Annotated in this window: 16 protein-coding genes; 5 read left to right on the top strand and 11 right to left on the bottom strand. The window is 49.5% G+C overall.

What is annotated here, in order from left to right; genetic code table 11:
• The first annotated feature begins 332 nt into the window (after positions 1-332).
• Both ulaG and ulaR read left to right on the top strand, forming a co-directional pair.
• Entirely contained in the window at positions 333-1,397 is a 1,065-nt protein-coding gene (gene ulaG, locus AB3Y96_RS20990) for an L-ascorbate 6-phosphate lactonase (RefSeq protein WP_072309406.1), read from the top strand.
• A gap of 124 nt (positions 1,398-1,521) precedes the next feature.
• Positions 1,522-2,277 carry an HTH-type transcriptional regulator UlaR gene (ulaR, locus tag AB3Y96_RS20985; RefSeq protein WP_072309407.1) on the top strand — a complete coding sequence of 252 codons (756 nt, stop codon included), beginning with the start codon at positions 1,522-1,524 and terminating at the stop codon, positions 2,275-2,277.
• An 82-nt stretch (positions 2,278-2,359) separates the two neighbouring features.
• On the opposite strand, the gene nfuA is transcribed toward ulaR, so the two are convergent.
• A complete protein-coding gene (gene nfuA / locus AB3Y96_RS20980; RefSeq protein ID WP_025799326.1) occupies positions 2,360-2,935 on the bottom strand; it encodes a Fe-S biogenesis protein NfuA in 576 nt (191 codons plus the stop codon).
• Between the two features lie 58 nt (positions 2,936-2,993).
• Complete coding sequence (gntX, locus tag AB3Y96_RS20975; protein WP_072309409.1) at positions 2,994-3,677, bottom strand: DNA utilization protein GntX; 684 nt, start codon at positions 3,675-3,677, stop codon at positions 2,994-2,996.
• A gap of 43 nt (positions 3,678-3,720) precedes the next feature.
• Here gntX and bioH point away from each other — a divergent pair, with 43 nt between their 5' ends.
• Positions 3,721-4,494: a pimeloyl-ACP methyl ester esterase BioH gene (bioH, locus tag AB3Y96_RS20970; protein WP_367300132.1), complete on the top strand. Its 774-nt coding sequence runs from the start codon at positions 3,721-3,723 to the stop codon at positions 4,492-4,494.
• A 621-nt stretch (positions 4,495-5,115) separates the two neighbouring features.
• Here bioH and AB3Y96_RS20965 read toward each other — a convergent pair.
• The 5 genes from AB3Y96_RS20965 to greB form a co-directional block, all read right to left on the bottom strand.
• Positions 5,116-5,364 carry a FeoC-like transcriptional regulator gene (locus AB3Y96_RS20965; protein ID WP_072309411.1) on the bottom strand — a complete coding sequence of 83 codons (249 nt, stop codon included), beginning with the start codon at positions 5,362-5,364 and terminating at the stop codon, positions 5,116-5,118.
• Positions 5,365-5,400: 36 nt separating this feature from the next.
• Positions 5,401-7,719, bottom strand: coding sequence for a Fe(2+) transporter permease subunit FeoB (gene feoB / locus AB3Y96_RS20960; protein WP_072309412.1), 2,319 nt, complete (start codon positions 7,717-7,719; stop codon positions 5,401-5,403).
• Positions 7,720-7,833: 114 nt separating this feature from the next.
• On the bottom strand, positions 7,834-8,118 hold the full coding sequence (feoA, locus tag AB3Y96_RS20955; protein ID WP_072309413.1) for a ferrous iron transporter A: 285 nt from the start codon (positions 8,116-8,118) through the stop codon (positions 7,834-7,836).
• 691 nt (positions 8,119-8,809) lie between these two features.
• Positions 8,810-11,146 (bottom strand): Tex family protein, encoded by a 2,337-nt coding sequence (locus tag AB3Y96_RS20950; RefSeq protein WP_367300131.1) that lies wholly within the window; start codon positions 11,144-11,146, stop codon positions 8,810-8,812.
• Between the two features lie 104 nt (positions 11,147-11,250).
• Positions 11,251-11,727: a transcription elongation factor GreB gene (gene greB / locus AB3Y96_RS20945; RefSeq protein ID WP_072309415.1), complete on the bottom strand. Its 477-nt coding sequence runs from the start codon at positions 11,725-11,727 to the stop codon at positions 11,251-11,253.
• 345 nt (positions 11,728-12,072) lie between these two features.
• Between greB and ompR the strand changes: the two genes are divergently transcribed.
• Together ompR and envZ are read left to right on the top strand one after the other, a co-directional pair.
• A complete protein-coding gene (ompR, locus tag AB3Y96_RS20940) occupies positions 12,073-12,792 on the top strand; it encodes a two-component system response regulator OmpR (RefSeq protein WP_004091002.1) in 720 nt (239 codons plus the stop codon).
• Entirely contained in the window at positions 12,789-14,177 is a 1,389-nt protein-coding gene (envZ, locus tag AB3Y96_RS20935) for a two-component system sensor histidine kinase EnvZ (RefSeq protein WP_072309416.1), read from the top strand. The genes ompR and envZ overlap by 4 nt, the downstream gene beginning before the upstream one ends.
• Positions 14,178-14,272: 95 nt before the next feature.
• Here the strand turns inward: envZ and pckA are convergent, their stop codons facing one another.
• The 4 genes from pckA to yrfG all read right to left on the bottom strand — a co-directional run bounded on the left by pckA (position 14,273) and on the right by yrfG (position 18,233).
• Complete coding sequence (gene pckA, locus AB3Y96_RS20930; protein ID WP_072309417.1) at positions 14,273-15,892, bottom strand: phosphoenolpyruvate carboxykinase (ATP); 1,620 nt, start codon at positions 15,890-15,892, stop codon at positions 14,273-14,275.
• 242 nt (positions 15,893-16,134) lie between these two features.
• A complete protein-coding gene (gene hslO / locus AB3Y96_RS20925) occupies positions 16,135-17,016 on the bottom strand; it encodes an Hsp33 family molecular chaperone HslO (RefSeq protein WP_367300130.1) in 882 nt (293 codons plus the stop codon).
• Between the two features lie 49 nt (positions 17,017-17,065).
• Complete coding sequence (gene hslR / locus AB3Y96_RS20920; protein WP_040047008.1) at positions 17,066-17,482, bottom strand: ribosome-associated heat shock protein Hsp15; 417 nt, start codon at positions 17,480-17,482, stop codon at positions 17,066-17,068.
• Between the two features lie 58 nt (positions 17,483-17,540).
• Positions 17,541-18,233, bottom strand: coding sequence for a GMP/IMP nucleotidase (gene yrfG / locus AB3Y96_RS20915; protein ID WP_367300129.1), 693 nt, complete (start codon positions 18,231-18,233; stop codon positions 17,541-17,543).
• Between the last annotated feature and the right edge of the window lie 32 nt (positions 18,234-18,265).

Here is an 18,265-nt window from a genome sequence, read left to right as displayed (position 1 = left end):
CTTAAAGATTTAATTTGATTATTTGTGATTTGTATCTCAACTTGAATTGTGTGGATATAAAACAAAAGAGGAAAGGTAAAATGATATTTATTTTTACCATTTAAAACATAATATTATCTATTCATGCGGTTGATTCCTTCATTTGTGATTGCTTTGGGTGATGGTTTTTTTGTGAACGGTATCATAGAAAATTAGCTTTTATAGAGTGCGTTAATCGTGCTAGATTTCTCACAAAGAATCATATTTAATCTTTTAGTGATTTATATTGATTAATTAGCGCGAGAGTAACTCCATTTACTTATCGCAGACGTGAATATTATGAGGGGCATTACATGAGTAAGATTGAAAGCATCAGCCGTGAGTCTTGGATCTTGAGCACTTTCCCTGAGTGGGGTTCTTGGTTAAACGAAGAAATCGAACAAGAGAACGTTGCGCCTGGGACTTTTGCTATGTGGTGGCTAGGCTGTACGGGGATTTGGCTGAAATCTGAAGGTGGCGCCAATATCTGCGTCGATTTTTGGTGTGGTACTGGAAAGCAGAGCCACGGCAACCCATTGATGAAAGACGGCCATCAAATGCAGCGCATGGCTGGGGTGAAAAAACTGCAGCCTAACCTGCGTACTACGCCATTCGTGCTAGATCCTTTTGCGATTCGCCAGATTGACGCGGTGCTTTCTACACACGATCATAACGACCACATTGACGTTAACGTTGCCGCGGCGGTAATGCAAAACTGCGATAGCAGCGTGCCGTTTATTGGCCCGCAGACCTGTGTGGATTTATGGATTGGCTGGGGCGTGCCACGTGAACGCTGTATCGTTATGAAGCCCGGCGACGTTGTGAAAATTAAAGATATCGAGATTCATGCGCTTGATGCCTTTGACCGTACTGCGCTAATTACGCTGCCAGCGAATGAAAAAGCGGCGGGTGTCTTGCCAGATGGTATGGATAAACGCGCTGTAAACTATCTGTTTAAAACGCCTGGCGGTAATCTGTATCACAGCGGAGATTCTCATTATTCTAACTACTATGCCAAACATGGTAATGAGCATAAAATTGACGTGGCATTAGGATCGTATGGAGAAAATCCGCGAGGTATTACTGACAAGATGACCAGCTCAGATATTTTACGCATGGCTGAGTCGCTAAAAACTCAGGTGGTTATTCCTTTCCACCATGATATCTGGTCAAACTTCCAAGCCGATCCACAAGAGATTCGCGTGCTGTGGGAGATGAAGAAAGACCGCTTAAAATATGGCTTTAAACCGTTTATCTGGCAGGTAGGTGGCAAATTTACCTATCCGTTGGATAAGGATAATTTTGAGTACCATTATCCACGTGGGTTTGATGATTGCTTCACCATTGAACCGGACCTGCCGTTTAAATCATTCTTATAATTATCAATAAATTATATGTAAACAAGGCCGGGCAATATGCTCGGCTTTTGTATTTTTAAGCGTGTTATTTTTGATCGTTTTCAAATATAATCATCAAATAATCATTTATGCGCTGGAATTAATCATGACTGAATCGCAAAGACATCAGACTTTACTGGAAATGCTGCAGCAAACGGGGTTTGTTACCGTCGAGCAGGTGATTGATCGTCTTCAGGTTTCTCCTGCAACGGCACGTCGTGACATTAATAAGCTCGGCGACAGTGGAAAGTTAAAGAAAGTGCGCAACGGCGCAGAAGCGGTGAGTCAAAATCGTGTGGCTTGGACGCCGATGAACATTCATCAGGCACAGAATCATGAGGAAAAGGTGCGCATTGCGCGTGCGGCTTCACAGCTGGTTCAGCCGGGCGAAAGTATCGTTATTAACTGTGGGTCGACAGCTTTCACGCTGGGGCGTGAAATCTGTGGTAAAGACACTCAGGTGATCACTAACTATCTGCCGTTGGCCAATTTTTTGATTGAGCAGGAGCACGATAGCGTTGTCATTATGGGCGGCCAATATAACCGTAGTCAGGCGATTACTCTGGCACCACAGGAGGGGGAGTCTTCTCTTTATGCGGGACATTGGATGTTTACTAGCGGCAAGGGGCTGACTGCCGAAGGCCTATATAAAACCGATATGCTAACGGCGATGGCCGAGCAGAAAATGTTGAACTACGTGGGCAAACTGGTGGTGTTAGTCGACAGCAGCAAAGTCGGTCAGCGTGCTGGTATGCTGTTTAGTCGCGCGGAGCAGATTGATATTGTGATTACTGGCAAAGACGCCGATGAGAAAGTGATTGAGCAACTGAAAGTGCAGGGCGTTGAGGTGATTTTGGTTTAAGTCATACCCTATTTTAAAAGCCCTGCTTCTTCGTAAAGAGAGCAGGGCTTTAGTATTAATCGCCGCAATATTACCGGCAATATTAGTAGTAAGAGTGCTCGCCGCGCTCGTGTTCAGTGAGATCGCGCACGCCCTTGAGTTCAGGGAATTTCTGCAGCAGTTCTTTTTCGATGCCTTCTTTCAGCGTGTAATCGACCATAGAACAACCGTTACAACCGCCACCGAATTGCAGAATCGCAATACCTTCTTCGGTAATTTCCATCAGCGTCACTTTGCCGCCGTGGCCAGCCAGCTGTGGGTTGATCTGCGATTGCAGCACGTACTCAACGCGTTCGATCAACGGTGCATCGTCATCCACTTTGCGCATTTTGGCATTTGGCGCTTTCAGCGTTAGCTGAGAGCCCAACTGGTCGGTTACAAAATCGATTTCCGCGTCTTCCAGATACGGCGCACTCACGTCGTCAACATAGGCCGATAATTTCTCAAAATCGAGCTTGGTATCGTTCGCTTCTACCGCATCCGGTGGGCAATAAGACACGCCGCATTCAGCGGTTGGAGTGCCTGGATTGATAACGAAAACACGGATTTGGGTGCCTGCTTCTTGGTTTGCCAGCAGCTTGGCAAAGTGCTCTTGGGCAGCTTCGGTAATACGGATCATGGCATTTGCTCAATAGTTGACTTATCTGGTTGGTTATAATACGCCGATTGCAAAGTGCTCACAAGGTTCTACAAAGGCATACAACTTGTATGGATTTAGCGCCTTGGGCGAGGAGAAGGCGGCTAACTTCTCCAATCGTGCTACCGGTGGTGAGTACGTCATCGACCACTAAAACATGTTTTCCGCTTAGATTCTGTTGGCAGCTGAATGCGTTGCGTAAATTACGTCGCCGCTGGATCGCATTGAGGCTCTGCTGTGGCTTGGTTTTCCGCGTGCGTTTAATGATATCGGGGAAATAGGCGCACTGTAGCCATCGGGCTAAAGGGCGAGCTAAGCGGTCGCTTTGGTTGAATCCTCGTCGCCACTGGCGTTGATGATGCAAAGGGATCACGGTGATAAGATCTGGTTTTGGCAGATGCCGAGTACGACGTGCGTACAGATAACTCAACAGCATCAGCCGTGAGAGTGCCGATGCGATTTGCCATTTGCCCTGATATTTTAGACGATGCACTAACTGGCTGAGCGGCGGCTGATAATCACTAACAAATATAAGCTGCTGCCAGTAGGGCTTTTTTTGTATGCAGCGGCTACAGGCATGCGTGGTGTGCTCGCTGGGCAGACCACAGCAGGGGCAAACTCGAGGCTTTCGCAGGCAGGCCGCAGAGCAAAAGCTACAAATTCCTTGTGTAGGAATAACGAGCGGTAGCTGGCAAATCCAGCAGTGAGCGCTGATGTTAAACATATTTCTCCTCCTGAGATGATACTAAACAGACGGACAATAACTGATGAATAAGCTTTATTGGCATACCTGCGGCGAAGGCGATCGCGATCTTGTGTTGTTGCACGGATGGGGGCTGAACGCAGAGGTGTGGCGTTGCATTTTGCCGCGATTGAGCACGCAGTTTCGTGTGCATCTCGTCGACCTACCGGGCTATGGGCGCAGCCAAGGTTTTGGTGCTTTAACGCTAGAGCAAATGAGCGATATCGTGGTGCAGCAGGCGCCTGACAATGCGGTTTGGCTCGGTTGGTCAATGGGTGGCTTGGTCGCTAGTGATATTGCGCTGCGTTACCCAGAACGTATTGCCGCGCTGGTGACCGTATCGTCATCGCCATGTTTCACCGCTCACGGGGAGTGGCCGGGTATAAAAAGTGAAGTATTAAGTGGTTTTCAGCGCCAACTGAGTGAAGATTTCAAACGTACCGTAGAACGTTTTTTAGCCTTACAAACCTTAGGTACTGAGAGTGCTCGGCAGGATGCTCGAATTTTAAAAGACGTAGTACTGACTCAGCCGATGCCTTCTGTGGAGGTGTTAAACGGTGGACTAGATATTCTGCGCTCCGTGGATTTACGCGAGCAAATTGCTGGCTTGAAAATGCCGTTGCTGCGTATTTATGGCTATTTGGATGGATTGGTACCGCGTAAGGTTGCTGAATTGCTTGATGAATCTTGCCCTAATAGTGAATCTGTTGTTATTCAGAAATCGGCGCATGCGCCGTTTGTGTCACATCCGGGGGAGTTTTGTGGGGTAGTGGAAGAGTTTATTAAGGTAATTATTTAGGTTTCGGTGAAAATTTCGGGTGCCTTTATTAGAGCGGTGAAGGTTTTCGTCCGCCCATTAGCAAATATGACCTATGAAACCGCTGGCGTAGGCGTCCGACGAGAGGTTGCCAGCGCGCAACCTCTCGACTCTCGCGCTTTTTACCGAGCCGTTTGTCCGACCGGTCTCGGAGCGTACATCCTGTACGCCCTCAACCTGCCACCAGCATCCCTGCTGGCGGCTCTAAAATGCATTCTTTCAACATAAAAAAGACAAAGGACAAAAGACATTTTTGCCTTCTTATCTTTTTATTTTATTTCTCTATTTTTCTTTTAATTGTTTAAGTTTTGGTAGATAGAGCAGTAGAAACAGGATGTTTCTACGAGGGGAGGAGGCGCCAGGGATGGCGCATGCCGACCCGGCGCGGAGATGGCGTCACGGATAAAAAGCGCGAGGATTGAAGGGGCGCGCGCTGGCGCCCCTCATCGGACGCCTTCGACTTATTTTGTATATGAATGCCGTTGTTGATAGGCGACCGAAACCTTACATCGTGATCACATAAAGAATAGGCGACCGAAACCTTACATCGTGATCACATAAAGAATAGGCAAACGAAACCTTACACCACGAACTCATAGACATTCAGTGAACATTTTTCACCTTATACACCACCGTCTCACAGTTCTTACTGGTTTCAGGGCAGCCTTTGCAGCTGCCGCTGACACAGCCGTTGTCGATATCCTCGACCTTTTCCACACAGCCCATTTGCTCTAAGCGTTGCAGCATCGCTAGCACCATGGCGGGCGAACCGTTGACTTCGCGGCAGAGCTGGTTGAGTTCGATACGGCCATGTAAGGCCACCGTATCGCGTACTTTTAACAGGCTTGCCATATCTCGTCCTCTTCGCTCAATGATGCGTGGCTGCCACTAGTGGCAGCTGCCTTTGCCGGTGTCGCAGCAGCATTTACTGGCGGGATCATTGACTAGGCGTACGGTCACACGGTCGCGTGAGCGGCGTAGTGCAACTAACACCAGCGCATTGAATATCACCACCGCAGCAATTGTGATTGAGCTGTACTGTGGATGAGAGGCGAAATTAGCCACCTGATAGAACACGGCTGCCAGCGAGTAGGCGACGTTGAGACCCCACAGAATGGAGAAGGTCATCCAGCCACGGCTGCTTTCACGCGCAATCGCACCCATTACCGATACGCAAGGCACATACAGCAACACGAAGATCAGATAAGCATAGGCGGCGCTGGCGCTGCCGAATTTGCTGCCCATCACACCCATTGAGCCAGATCCCATTTCGCCGTCGCCTTTGCTGGCTTCAATTGGGTTAGCAAACACGCTCAGGCTGAAGGTGTCTTTCAGGCTCTGCCAAGTTTCACCAACGGCACCTTCAAGCCCACCAATCAAACTGTATGCAGCAGGGTCAAACTCTTCTTCATGGATTTGCTCAGCGGTATACAGGGTATTCAACGTCCCCACGACCACTTCTTTCGCCATCGCACCGGTCACTAAACCGACGGTGGCCTGCCAGTTGTCGCTATGCACGCCAATTGGTTTCAGCAACGGCGTTATCACTTTACTCACTGACGCTAGCGCCGAGTCGTTGATGCTATCAACGGCTTTGCCGCTAAAGGAGAAGCTGTTGAGTGCGCCAATGAAGATACTGACGATGATGATGACTTTACCAGCGCGCATCACGAAGCCTTTCAGGCGTTGCCAAGTTTGCAATAGCAGGCTTTTCAGGTGTGGTACGTGATAAACCGGCAGTTCCATCACGAACGGAGAGGCTTCGCCACGCATGATTGTGTGTTTGAGCATCAGCCCGGTCAGGATCGCCATCACAATGCCGAGCATGTATAGCGAGAAGACGACCAGTGCGCCGCCTTGGCCAAAGAACGCGGCAGAGAAGACGGCAAAGATGGCCAAGCGTGCGCCGCAGGACATGAACGGCGCCATCAATACGGTGATTAAACGTTCACGAGGTGCGTCCAAAGTACGTGCACCCATAACGGAAGGCACGTTGCAGCCAAAGCCAACGATTAAAGGAACGAATGATTTACCTGGTAAACCTAATGCCTGCATCATGCGGTCAACCACGAAGGCGGCGCGCGCCATGTAACCGGAATCCTCAAGGAAGGAGAGGAACAGGTACATCATGCCGATTTGTGGCACTAGCGGCAGCACGGTGTTGATACCGCCACCGATCCCTTGAGCAAGGAAAATGGTGAGCCATTCTGGGAAGTGCAGGGTGTAGCCAACCCATTGCAAACCCTGAATAAAGATGGTTGATGAACCCACATCAAACAGCGGCTGAAGTGCGCCACCGATGTTGATGGCCAAAACGAACATCACATACATCACCAGTAGAAAAATAGGTATTCCCAACCAGCGGTTAAGAATGATGCGGTCCAGTTTTTCCGTCAAAATATTCGGTAGTGCAGTGGCCGTGTTGCTCACAGAGTCACAGATGTCGGTGATGCTTTTATAGCGTGAGTCAGCAATGATAAGCGCTGGATCTTCATTGAGGGTGCGTTTGAGCGTTTCCTGAACTTCAGGCAGGATTTTCAACGCATTGCTGGCGCGAGTGGAGCTATAGATATCCCCTTCGAGCAGCTGCAGCGCTAACCAGCGGCGTTGCTGAACGGCAAGCGTATCCGGCATGGCCTGAGACAGGCGATCGACCTGACCCAACAGCAGCGGTGGGTATTCAACCAATGCTTCAACGGCGCAGGTTGGAGGTAAATCAATGGCTTTTTTCAGCTCAGCAATACCGTTGGCACGCGTCGATACTAAAGGAATGACAGGGCAACCAAGGCGCTTGGACAGCGCATCGATATCAATATCAATTTTCTGGCTGCGAGCAATATCCAGCATGTTCAGTGCGATGATGCACGGAATACCCAGCTCAAGCAGTTGCAAAGTCAGATAGAGGTTGCGCTCTAGATTGGATGCATCAACCACGTTGATAATTAAATCAGCGTCGCCGCTCAGGATATAGTGGCAAGCGATTTGCTCGTCCAACGACGTTTGCTCAGAAATCGTGGTCAGGGAGTAGGTGCCGGGTAGGTCTACAAGTTTGACCTGATTTTCCTGAGTAGAAAAATGACCTTCCTTACGCTCCACGGTGACGCCAGCCCAGTTACCTACGCGCTGCCGAGCGCCTGTAAGCTGGTTGAATAACGTGGTTTTTCCCGAGTTGGGGTTACCGATTAACCCGATGGTGAGCTGTTTCATAATCCAACATTGTATAAGAAGAGTTTGCAGTCGACGACAGGGCCGCAGGCCGTATTGTCGCCATCCCTAAAAATGGCTGCTGGTAAAAGGTCAGCAGCAAAGCGAGCCGTTTGTTTATGCGCCGTTGGCGGTGATCTGTGAGATTACGACGTTAGCCTGACTGGCGTCTGCCTGAGCGATTGGCTCAATCATCAATAGCTCCAGATCTTTCTTGCGCAGCACAAGGCTCACGCGACGAGACTTCACCTCAATGGGATCGCCTAACGGTGCAATACGTACCACGCTAAATGGAGAACCAGGCAAAAAACCCAGAGAAAGTAATTTCTGACGATAGGCAGGGCTAATTAAAGGCGAGAAGCCAATGATTTTATATTGGTGGCCCGGAAGAAGCTGATGCATAAAAAACCTTCTTACATTCGGTAATTTGCTACGAGGAAACACTCGGGTCTGAAGCTTATAGGTCAGACAGGAGAACCGGATTATCTTTATCCTTGGCGATAGCGCCGTGCATTCTAGATAGGTGATGCAAGTTGGCAACGGAGAATGCGTAAAATAATAATATTGAGAATTATTATTGTAATCACAGAACAAAAACCGCCGAGTTCATACTGAAGTGTGTTTCCAGTTCTCTCGGCGTTTCAACTATGATTCGGTCCTTATTATGCCGTTTTAGCACTATTTTTCAGCTATCGCAAATGAGAATCATTGGTTAAAACGGTTAAGGATTTGTTCTTATTTTCATGATTTATGCGTTTTAAATAAGACGGTATCCAGACCATATATTCAATATATTTGATGGAATCAATAGCAAATGTAGGGGTAAGCGGCGGTTTGATAATTAACAACGGCGGTTTGACTGCGTAGCGGAAATATTTGTGCGTTAATAAAACTGAGTTTCGAAATATTAAAGGTGTTAAAAATTACGCTGTAAAAATAAATCCATTAACTATTTATTTTCAATGCATACACATATGCATTTGGGCTTTGCGTGTGTAATTGCAATGAATACTCATTTAGATTTGTAAATTGTGATGTATCTCACTTTCCCTCGCGGTATTGGCGAGGGAAAGGAGATTGGCTTATCGCGCGATTAGCGTTTTATTTTGCCAAAGGCCGCGGCGAGTGCGTCGCCCATTGCGCTGTTATTACCGCTGTCTGGTTTTTTGTCATTTCTCGCAGGGCGAGCCTGATTATTCACCGGACGTTGGCGATCGGGTGTTCGTTCTGTGCTGCTACGACGAGAACCACTTTCGCCCGGTTGCTCGTCCAAACGCATCGTCAACGCGATACGTTTGCGCTGCAGGTCGACTTCCATCACTTTGACTTTAACGATGTCGCCAGCTTTCACGACTTTATGCGGGTCATCGACAAATTTATCCGCCAGTGAAGAAATATGCACCAAGCCATCTTGGTGAACGCCGATATCAACGAAGGCACCAAAGTTAGTGACGTTGGTGACAGAGCCTTCCAGAATCATTCCCAGTTGCAGGTCGTTCATGGTTTCAACGCCGTCGGCAAAGGTCGCAGTTTTGAACTCAGGGCGTGGGTCGCGTCCGGGTTTTTCCAGCTCCTTGATGATATCGGTGACCGTTGGCATACCAAAACGCTCATCGGTAAATTCGCTGGCTTTCAGGCCGCGCAGCTCCGTTGGATTGCCCATCAATTCCTGTAGGCTTTGGCGTGTGGCTGCCAAAATACGCTCAACGATAGGATAGGCTTCTGGGTGAACGGTTGATGCATCCAGCGGATTATCGCCGTGGTTAATACGCAGGAAGCCAGCACACTGCTCGAACGCTTTAGGGCCTAAGCGGCTGACTTTTAACAGCTGCTCACGATTGCTGAATCGACCATTTTCGTCACGCCATCCGACGATATTTTGCGCCATCAAACGTGTGAGCCCTGCAACGCGAGCCAGCAGCGGAACCGAGGCGGTGTTGAGATCGACACCAACGGCGTTCACGCAGTCTTCGACGACGGCATCAAGTTTTCGTGCCAGTTGAGTTTGGCTCACGTCGTGCTGATACTGGCCGACCCCGATTGATTTTGGATCGATCTTCACCAGTTCAGCCAGTGGATCTTGCAGACGGCGTGCGATAGATACCGCTCCGCGAATCGACACATCCAAATCGGGGAATTCTAGTGCCGCGAGCTCTGACGCTGAATAAACGGAAGCGCCAGCTTCGCTGACGATAACTTTTTGGCCTTTAACTTCGGGGAACTGGCGCTGAACATCTAAATAGAAGCGCTCAGTTTCACGAGATGCGGTGCCATTACCAATCGCCACCAGTTCCACGTTGTGTTTGATACACAGCGCTGCTACTGAGGCGGCGGCCTTTGCGGCCTGCCCGGTGTGTGGATAAATGGTATCGGTTGCGACGAGTTTCCCCGTGCCGTCAACCACGGCGACTTTAACGCCGGTACGTAGACCAGGATCGAGGCCCATGGTTGCTCGCATACCTGCCGGCGCAGCCATAAGTAAATCGTGCATGTTGCGTGCAAAAACGTTAATCGCTTCATCTTCAGCACGTTCACGCAAGGTGCCCATTAGCTCGGTTTCAAGGTGCAGCAACACTTTGATACGCCAAGTCCAGTTCACAACCGCTTTGCGCCAGGCATCAGCCGGTGCATCGTTTAGACGTAAACCTAAATGGTCGATAATGATTTGTTCGCAATAGCTTTCACGCGGGGCTTGCTCAAACTGAGGATCGGCGTTTAGGGAGAGTTGTAAAACACCTTCATTACGGCCGCGGAACATCGCCAGTGCGCGGTGGGAAGGCACATTAGCAATCGGCTCGTGATGGTCGAAGTAGTCACGGAATTTCGCACCTTCGTCCTCTTTGCCTTCGACCACTTTGGCAACCAGATGAGCATTTTTCCAGAGATAGTTACGCACTTTAGCCAGCAGCGCGGCATCCTCAGAGAAACGCTCCATCAGAATATAGCGAGCGCCATCGAGCGCGGCTTTGGTGTCGGCAACGCCTTTATCGGCATCAACATAGCTGGCGGCCAGCGTTTCAGGATCTTGCTGTGGGTCTTGCCACAGCGAATCGGCCAGCGGCTCAAGGCCTGCTTCAATCGCAATTTGCCCACGAGTGCGGCGTTTAGGTTTGTAGGGAAGATATAAATCTTCCAGCTCGGTTTTGCTCATAGTGCCGTTAATGGCACTGGCAAGCTGTTCGGTCAGTTTGCCCTGATCGTCGATAGATTTCAGAATGGTAGCTCGACGTTCTTCCAGCTCGCGCAGATACCCCAAACGGGTTTCTAACTGGCGTAGCTGGGTATCATCTAAACCGCCGGTGACTTCTTTACGATAGCGAGCAATAAAGGGAACGGTATTCCCTTCGTCCAAGAGGCGAATGGCTGAATCAACCTGCTCTGGTCGCGCTTGCAGTTCACTCGCAATAATGCGGCTCAATGAATCATTCATAGAATCAGTATGTCCGTAAGTTTAAAAATTATGGGCAAGTATATACTTTTTGATGCATAAACATGCCAGCTCAAGGGGCCGCTCAGCGCTCGGATAATACCGAATTATGCTTTCGGATATTCAATCTCATTGATGTACCACACTGCTTCACCTAGTGGCGTGGTTACGGTAACCGCATCGCCAACCTCTTTTTTTAGCAACGCGCGCGCCATCGGTGAGTCGATAGAGATATAGTCTTTTTGGCCGAAAATTTCATCGTAGCCCACGATGCGAAAACGCTTGATAACGCCTTCATCATTTTCGACCTCTACCCATGCGCCGAAGAACACCTTCCCATCTTGCTGCGGTGAATAATCAACGATACGCAGCTGTTCAAGGCATTTGGTTAGATAGCGGACTCGACGGTCGATTTCGCGTAGGCGCTTTTTGTTATATTGATAGTCTGCGTTTTCGCTGCGGTCACCGAGGCTGGCTGCCCATGTCACTTTCTTCGTCACTTCAGGGCGCTCTTCGCGCCACAAATAATCTAGCTCTTGCTTGAGCTTTTCGTAGCCGCCGCGTGTAATCAGTTGCGTTTTCATTCTTTGCTGCCCTGTAAAACACATGAAAAAGAAGTTGAGGTATTCATTTCTGCCTGCATGATGCGGGGATGGAACGTTATATCACGAGCCGTAAGATTACAATTCGCGGGGAGAAGCTTCATCTTGCGATGCTGATTTGATCGCATTTTTGCGATAAAAAGTGTAATAACTGCCCGTAAGCATAAGATAAATAACCTTTGTAACAATTTAGACTAGAATATAAACCATTATCTGCTGTCTCAATTGCCACAGTTTCTGAACAATAGGGATCCTTAAAAAGATCGCTTTAATTATTTTGGCTCAGCGTGTCGGGCATACTGCCTTTGGCGCCTTTGGGAGTACACCATGCAAGAGAACTACAAGATTTTAGTTGTTGATGACGACATGCGCCTACGTGCGTTGTTAGAGCGTTACCTGACCGAACAGGGTTTTCAGGTGCGCAGTGTCGCCAACGCCGAGCAAATGGATCGCTTGCTAACCCGTGAATCTTTCCACCTGATGGTGCTGGATTTAATGCTACCGGGCGAAGATGGTTTATCTATCTGCCGCCGTCTACGCAGCCAAAGCAACCCAATGCCGATCATTATGGTGACGGCAAAAGGTGAAGAGGTCGACCGTATCGTTGGGCTGGAAATTGGCGCCGACGACTATATTCCTAAACCGTTTAACCCGCGTGAGCTGTTGGCTCGTATTCGTGCGGTGTTGCGCCGTCAGGCAAATGAACTGCCGGGTGCGCCATCACAAGAAGATGCGGTGATCTCCTTCGGCAAGTTCAAACTGAACCTTGGTACGCGTGAAATGTTCCGTGAAGATGAGCCTATGCCATTAACCAGCGGTGAATTTGCGGTACTCAAAGCGTTAGTTAGCCATCCACGTGAGCCACTGTCGCGCGACAAGCTGATGAATCTGGCGCGTGGCCGTGAATACAGCGCGATGGAGCGTTCTATTGACGTGCAAATCTCACGTTTGCGCCGCATGGTTGAAGAAGATCCTGCACACCCTCGCTATATCCAAACCGTTTGGGGTTTGGGCTACGTCTTTGTGCCGGACGGCAGTAAAGCATGAGGCGACTGCGCTTCTCGCCGCGTAGCTCGTTTGCCCGCACGTTGTTGCTGATTGTCACCTTACTGTTTGTCAGTTTGGTGACAACCTATTTGGTGGTGCTGAATTTTGCGATTCTGCCCAGCCTACAGCAATTCAATAAGGTGTTGGCGTATGAAGTCCGTATGTTGATGACGGACAAGCTACAGCTTGAGGATGGTACACAGCTGGAGGTTCCTCCGGCGTTTCGGCGCGAAATTTATCGTGAGCTGGGCATTTCTCTGTACACCAATTCTGCGGCGGAGGAGAGTGGCCTGCGCTGGGCGCAACACTATCAATTCCTCAGCCAGCAGATGGCACAGCAGTTGGGCGGCCCAACTGATGTTCGCGTTGAAATAAGTAAGAACACACCGGTGGTGTGGCTCAAAACATGGTTATCACCTGATATCTGGGTACGCGTTCCGCTGACGGAAATCCATCAGGGCGACTTCTCTCCGTTGTTCAGATATACCCTGGCAATTATGCTGCTGGCGATTGGCGGTGCGTGGCTGTTTATTCGTATTCAGAACCGACCCTTGGTGGAACTGGAGCATGCCGCTATTCAGGTGGGGAAAGGGCATATACCCCCGCCGCTGCGTGAATATGGTGCGTCTGAAGTTCGCTCCGTGACGCGGGCATTTAACCAAATGGCGGCAGGGGTTAAGCAGCTTGCCGACGATCGTACCCTGCTGATGGCGGGCGTGAGCCACGATCTACGTACGCCGCTTACGCGCATTCGTTTAGCGACAGAGATGATGAGCAGCGAAGATGGCTATCTGGCGGAGTCGATTAACAAAGATACCGAAGAGTGTAACGCCATTATTGAGCAGTTTATTGACTACCTGCGCACTGGGCAGGAGATGCAAACCGAAGTTTGCGATCTGAACGGTATTTTAGCCGAAGTCGTGGCCGCTGAGAGTGGTTATGAAAGGGTGATCGACACCGATCTTGCCGAGGGCGAACTACTGGTTGATGTACATCCTCTGTCGATTAAGCGCGCCGCGGTGAATATGGTGGTTAACGCCACTCGTTACGGTAACGGTTGGATCAAAGTTAGCAGCGGCATCGAAGATAAAAGGGCATGGTTCCAAGTGGAAGATGACGGTCCAGGTATCGCTCCTGAACAGTTAGCGCATCTTTTCCAACCTTTTGTCCGGGGTGAAAGTGCTCGAACAACCAGCGGAACCGGGCTGGGACTGGCGATCCTGCAACGTATTATCGATGGCCACTCTGGTAGCTTGGATATCGGCACCAGCGAACGTGGTGGGCTGCGTATCCGCGCGTTGTTATTGATGCCTGAGTCAGACCCTCTTACATCGTCTGAGACAAAATCGGGTCATAAGAAGAAAGACAAAGAGCCTCATCACTGATGATTCTTCGTCGTTGCCGATATAAATAAGTCGAGATAAGCACGTTGGATAAACAAAAGGAGCCAAATGGCTCCTTTTGTATTTTTACCGCTAAATCAAATCTTAGGGCCTACTTTCACCAGTGCAGCACCCGCTGGCGTGTCGGTGTATTTATCAAAGTTAGTGACAAAACGCTGTGCCAGATCTTGCGCTTTTTCCTGCCACTGCTCTTTGCTGGCGTAGGTATCGCGTGGATCCAGAATGTCAGGATTTACACCAGGTAACGCGGTTGGTACTGCCAGATCGAATATTGGCAGCGTGAAGGTTTCAGCGTTATCAATCTCGCCGCTCAGGATGGCATCGATAATGGCACGCGTATCTTTGATGGAAATACGTTTACCGGTTCCGTTCCAACCCGTATTCACCAGATAGGCCTGAGCGCCCGCAGCCTGCATGCGTTTAACCAGCACTTCGGCGTATTTAGTTGGATGCAGCGATAGGAACGCGGCACCGAAACAGGCGGAGAAGGTTGGCGTTGGCTCTGTTACGCCGCGCTCGGTACCTGCAAGTTTAGCGGTAAAGCCAGACAGGAAGTGATATTGGGTTTGATCTGCGGTTAAGCGAGAAACCGGTGGTAGCACGCCAAATGCGTCGGCGGTTAAGAAAATAACCTTCTTCGCGTGGCCTGCTTTTGAAACTGGCTTAACGATGTTCTGGATATGATAAATCGGGTAAGAAACGCGGGTGTTTTCGGTTTTTGAGCCGTCGTTAAAATCGACCGTACCATCTTCCAGAACGACCACGTTTTCCAGCAGTGCATCGCGGGTAATCGCGTGGTAGATGTCGGGTTCTGCCTCTTCAGACAGCTTGATGGTTTTCGCGTAGCAACCACCTTCGAAGTTAAACACGCCGTCATCGTCCCAGCCGTGCTCATCATCGCCGATGAGTTGGCGCTTTGGATCGGTTGAGAGCGTTGTTTTTCCGGTGCCAGATAGACCAAAGAAAACCGCCACGTCGCCTTTTTCGCCCACGTTGGCAGAACAGTGCATAGACGCGATATTTTTCAGCGGCAGCAGGTAGTTCATGATGGAGAACATCCCTTTTTTCATTTCGCCACCGTACCAAGTACCCCCGATTAGCTGGATGCGTTCAGTGAGGTTAAATGCGACAAAGTTTTCAGAATTTAACCCCTGCTCCTTCCACTGCGGATTGGTGCATTTGGCGCCGTTCATCACGATGAAATCAGGCTTGAAGCTTTGCAATTCTTCGTCAGTTGGACGGATAAACATGTTCTTAACGAAATGAGCCTGCCAGGCTACTTCGGTAATGAAACGAACGCTCAGGCGAGTGTCGCTGTTTGCTCCGCAGAATGCGTCGACAATGAATAAACGCTTACCGGAAAGCTCTTTGGTGACGAGCGATTTCAGATGCTGCCAAGTTTCGACGGAAAGAGGATGGTTATCGTTTTTGCCTTTCCCTTGATCTGACCACCAAACGGTATCGCGGGTCACATCGTCGCGCACAATGTACTTATCTTTCGGTGAACGACCGGTGAAAATCCCAGTATCAACGGCTACTGCGCCAAGCGTTGTCACTGTCCCGCGTTCATATCCCTTTAGATTAGGAGCGGTTTCTTCTTGGAAGAGCAGGTCATAGCTAGGGTTGTAGATGATCTCAGCTGCGTCAGTAATTCCATATTCTGCTAAATCCTGTGGGGTTAAGCCTTTCGTATGCATGACACTACTCCTTTCCTTGTAAGATTAGATTTTTTACTAGGTCTAGTGTCAAAGATCGGGGCCTGTTTAACCGAGATAACCATCAAAAAAAACAATTTTCATCCGGCTTTCATTCAGTTATGAGATGGATGCCACGGAATTTGCGAGTAGATAATCTATATATGCTGAGCAGGATCAATGAAAAAGCCCGCGCAATGGCGGGCTTAGTCTTTGGCATGACGATATTTATGCTTAATGTATGCTTAATGAACGCACTCGTCGTTGTGGTTTTGTCCACCGGCCAGTAATGATTCGATATCAATTTTATCAAATACATAGTGGTTACCGCAGTAATCACAGTGCATGTCGATGTTGCCATCTTCTTCTAACATGTGGTTCAGTTCTTCCACAGGAACGGTCAGCAGTGCGCTGGCGCTGCGTTCACGTGAACAGGTGCAGCGGAAAGTGACGTCTTGTGGCTCATACAGCGTGACTTCTTCCTGATGATAGAGGCGATAAAGCACTTCGTTCGCTGGAAGACCGAACAGCTCTTCAGATTTTACCGTCGCGGTCAGCTGAGCCAGATGCGACAAATCTTCCACGTTATTAGGCTGTGCTGGCATGATTTGCAGCAGCATACCCGCCGCACATGCATTGCCATCATGCTCACCGGTACGGATGAACAAACGGGTTGGCAACTGTTCCGACTGCATGAAATAGGCTTCTAAGCATTCTGCCAGCGTTTCATCTTCCAGACCCACAACGCCCTGATAACGTTCACCTTCGCTTGGTGTGATGGTGATAACCATCACCGCATTGCCTAACATTTCACGCATGCTGCTGCCTTCGGCAATATCGCCCTGCAAACGTGCAACGCCGCGCATTTCCTGCTGGTTGTTACCGTTGATGACGGCCATTTTCAATGGACCATCGCCCTGAAGCTGAACGGTAATGTCACCGTCAAATTTCAGCGTAGCGGTTAGAAGGCTAGTGGCAACCAACAGTTCGCCCAGCAGCGTTTGTACCGGTGCCGGATAGCTGTGGTTTTCGAGCATCTGTTGGAAAGTGTGGCTGGCAGTGACCAGCTCGCCGCGAACGGCCATATTTTCAAACAGATAGCGATGTAATTGGTCGTGATTAGACATGGTTTTCTCTCTTAGGACTGCCGGTTTATCCAGCTAGCCGTTTTTAAATTTATTCGTTTGAAGCTTGTTCGCTTTTAAATTTCAGCAACGTGCGACGCTCTTTTTTGTCAGGACGTCGATCGGGGTGCGGCATGGTTAGCGCATTCATCTTGCGTGCGAGTGCCACCTTTTCGCGGTTTTCGATGCTGGCCGCTGTTTCTTCATAAAGCTGTTGAGCATCGGCGGCACCGCGTCGCTGTGCCGTGAGCGCGGTGACGATAACGGTACGATCGTCATTGCCTTGGCGTAGCTTGATTTCAGCACCGATCTCCACGGCTTTGCTGGGCTTACCGCGCTGTCCGTTGTAATGGACTTTACCGCCGTCGACCATGTCGCGAGCAATAGCGCGGGTTTTATAGAATCGTGCGGCCCAGAGCCATTTATCCAAACGAATGGCGCTGTCTTCCTGTTCGTTCTTACCTTTCATGTCGGCTCCTACCTGTATGAGTTCGCCCAAGGTGCCGAGCTTTTGCTGCCGCAGCGAACTACTGCGGCTGAAAGGCTGGCAATAATGTGCGGTAATCATTCATGGACGGATGGCGTGAGAATTGTTTCTCGGCCATGCTTGAGTCCGGGTTGCGAACACCAAGGCAGTAGCGAATACCATAGCTTTGGGCTGCATCCAGAATGGGTTCGGCATCATCGACAAACAGCGTTGTTGCAGGATTAAAACCAGTACGTTTTTGTACCGCCTGCCACAGTCGCTGATCTTCCTTCGGATAACCAAATGTGTGGGTGGAAAATAATAAATCAAGATGCTGATCGAGTCCGGTGTGCTGCAACTTCACCGCAAGCCCGTGTGGATGGGCGTTAGTTAGCAAAATAGTTTTTTTGCCGCTGGCACGCAGTGCCTCTAAAAATGGTTGGGTATCTTGGCGTAAACGCGCACGAGCGCCGACTTCGGAGGTCATTTGATAGATATCTAAGTCTAGACGATCGCTCCAATAGTCAAAACAGTACCAATTCAGCGTGTGCTGCACCGCGTTATATTCATGGCGGATGAGTTTTTTTGCTTCATCAAGCGTAATGCCGCGGCGCTCGCTCAGGGTCTGTGGTACCAGATTAAGCCAAAAATAGCTGTCAAACTCCAGATCGAGCAGTGTTCCATCCATATCTAGCAATACGGTTTCGATTTCTTGCCAATTAAAATTAGGCTGGTGGTTTAGGGTAGGGGACATGGATGCTCCTGCTAGATAGGCGAAAAGGCCAG

The sequence above is a fragment of the Hafnia alvei genome, from assembly GCF_964063325.1.
GTDB lineage: Bacteria > Pseudomonadota > Gammaproteobacteria > Enterobacterales > Enterobacteriaceae > Hafnia > Hafnia alvei_B.
The sequence above is the reverse complement of the archived record's forward strand: the minus strand, read 5'-3'. Positions and strand labels throughout refer to the sequence as shown.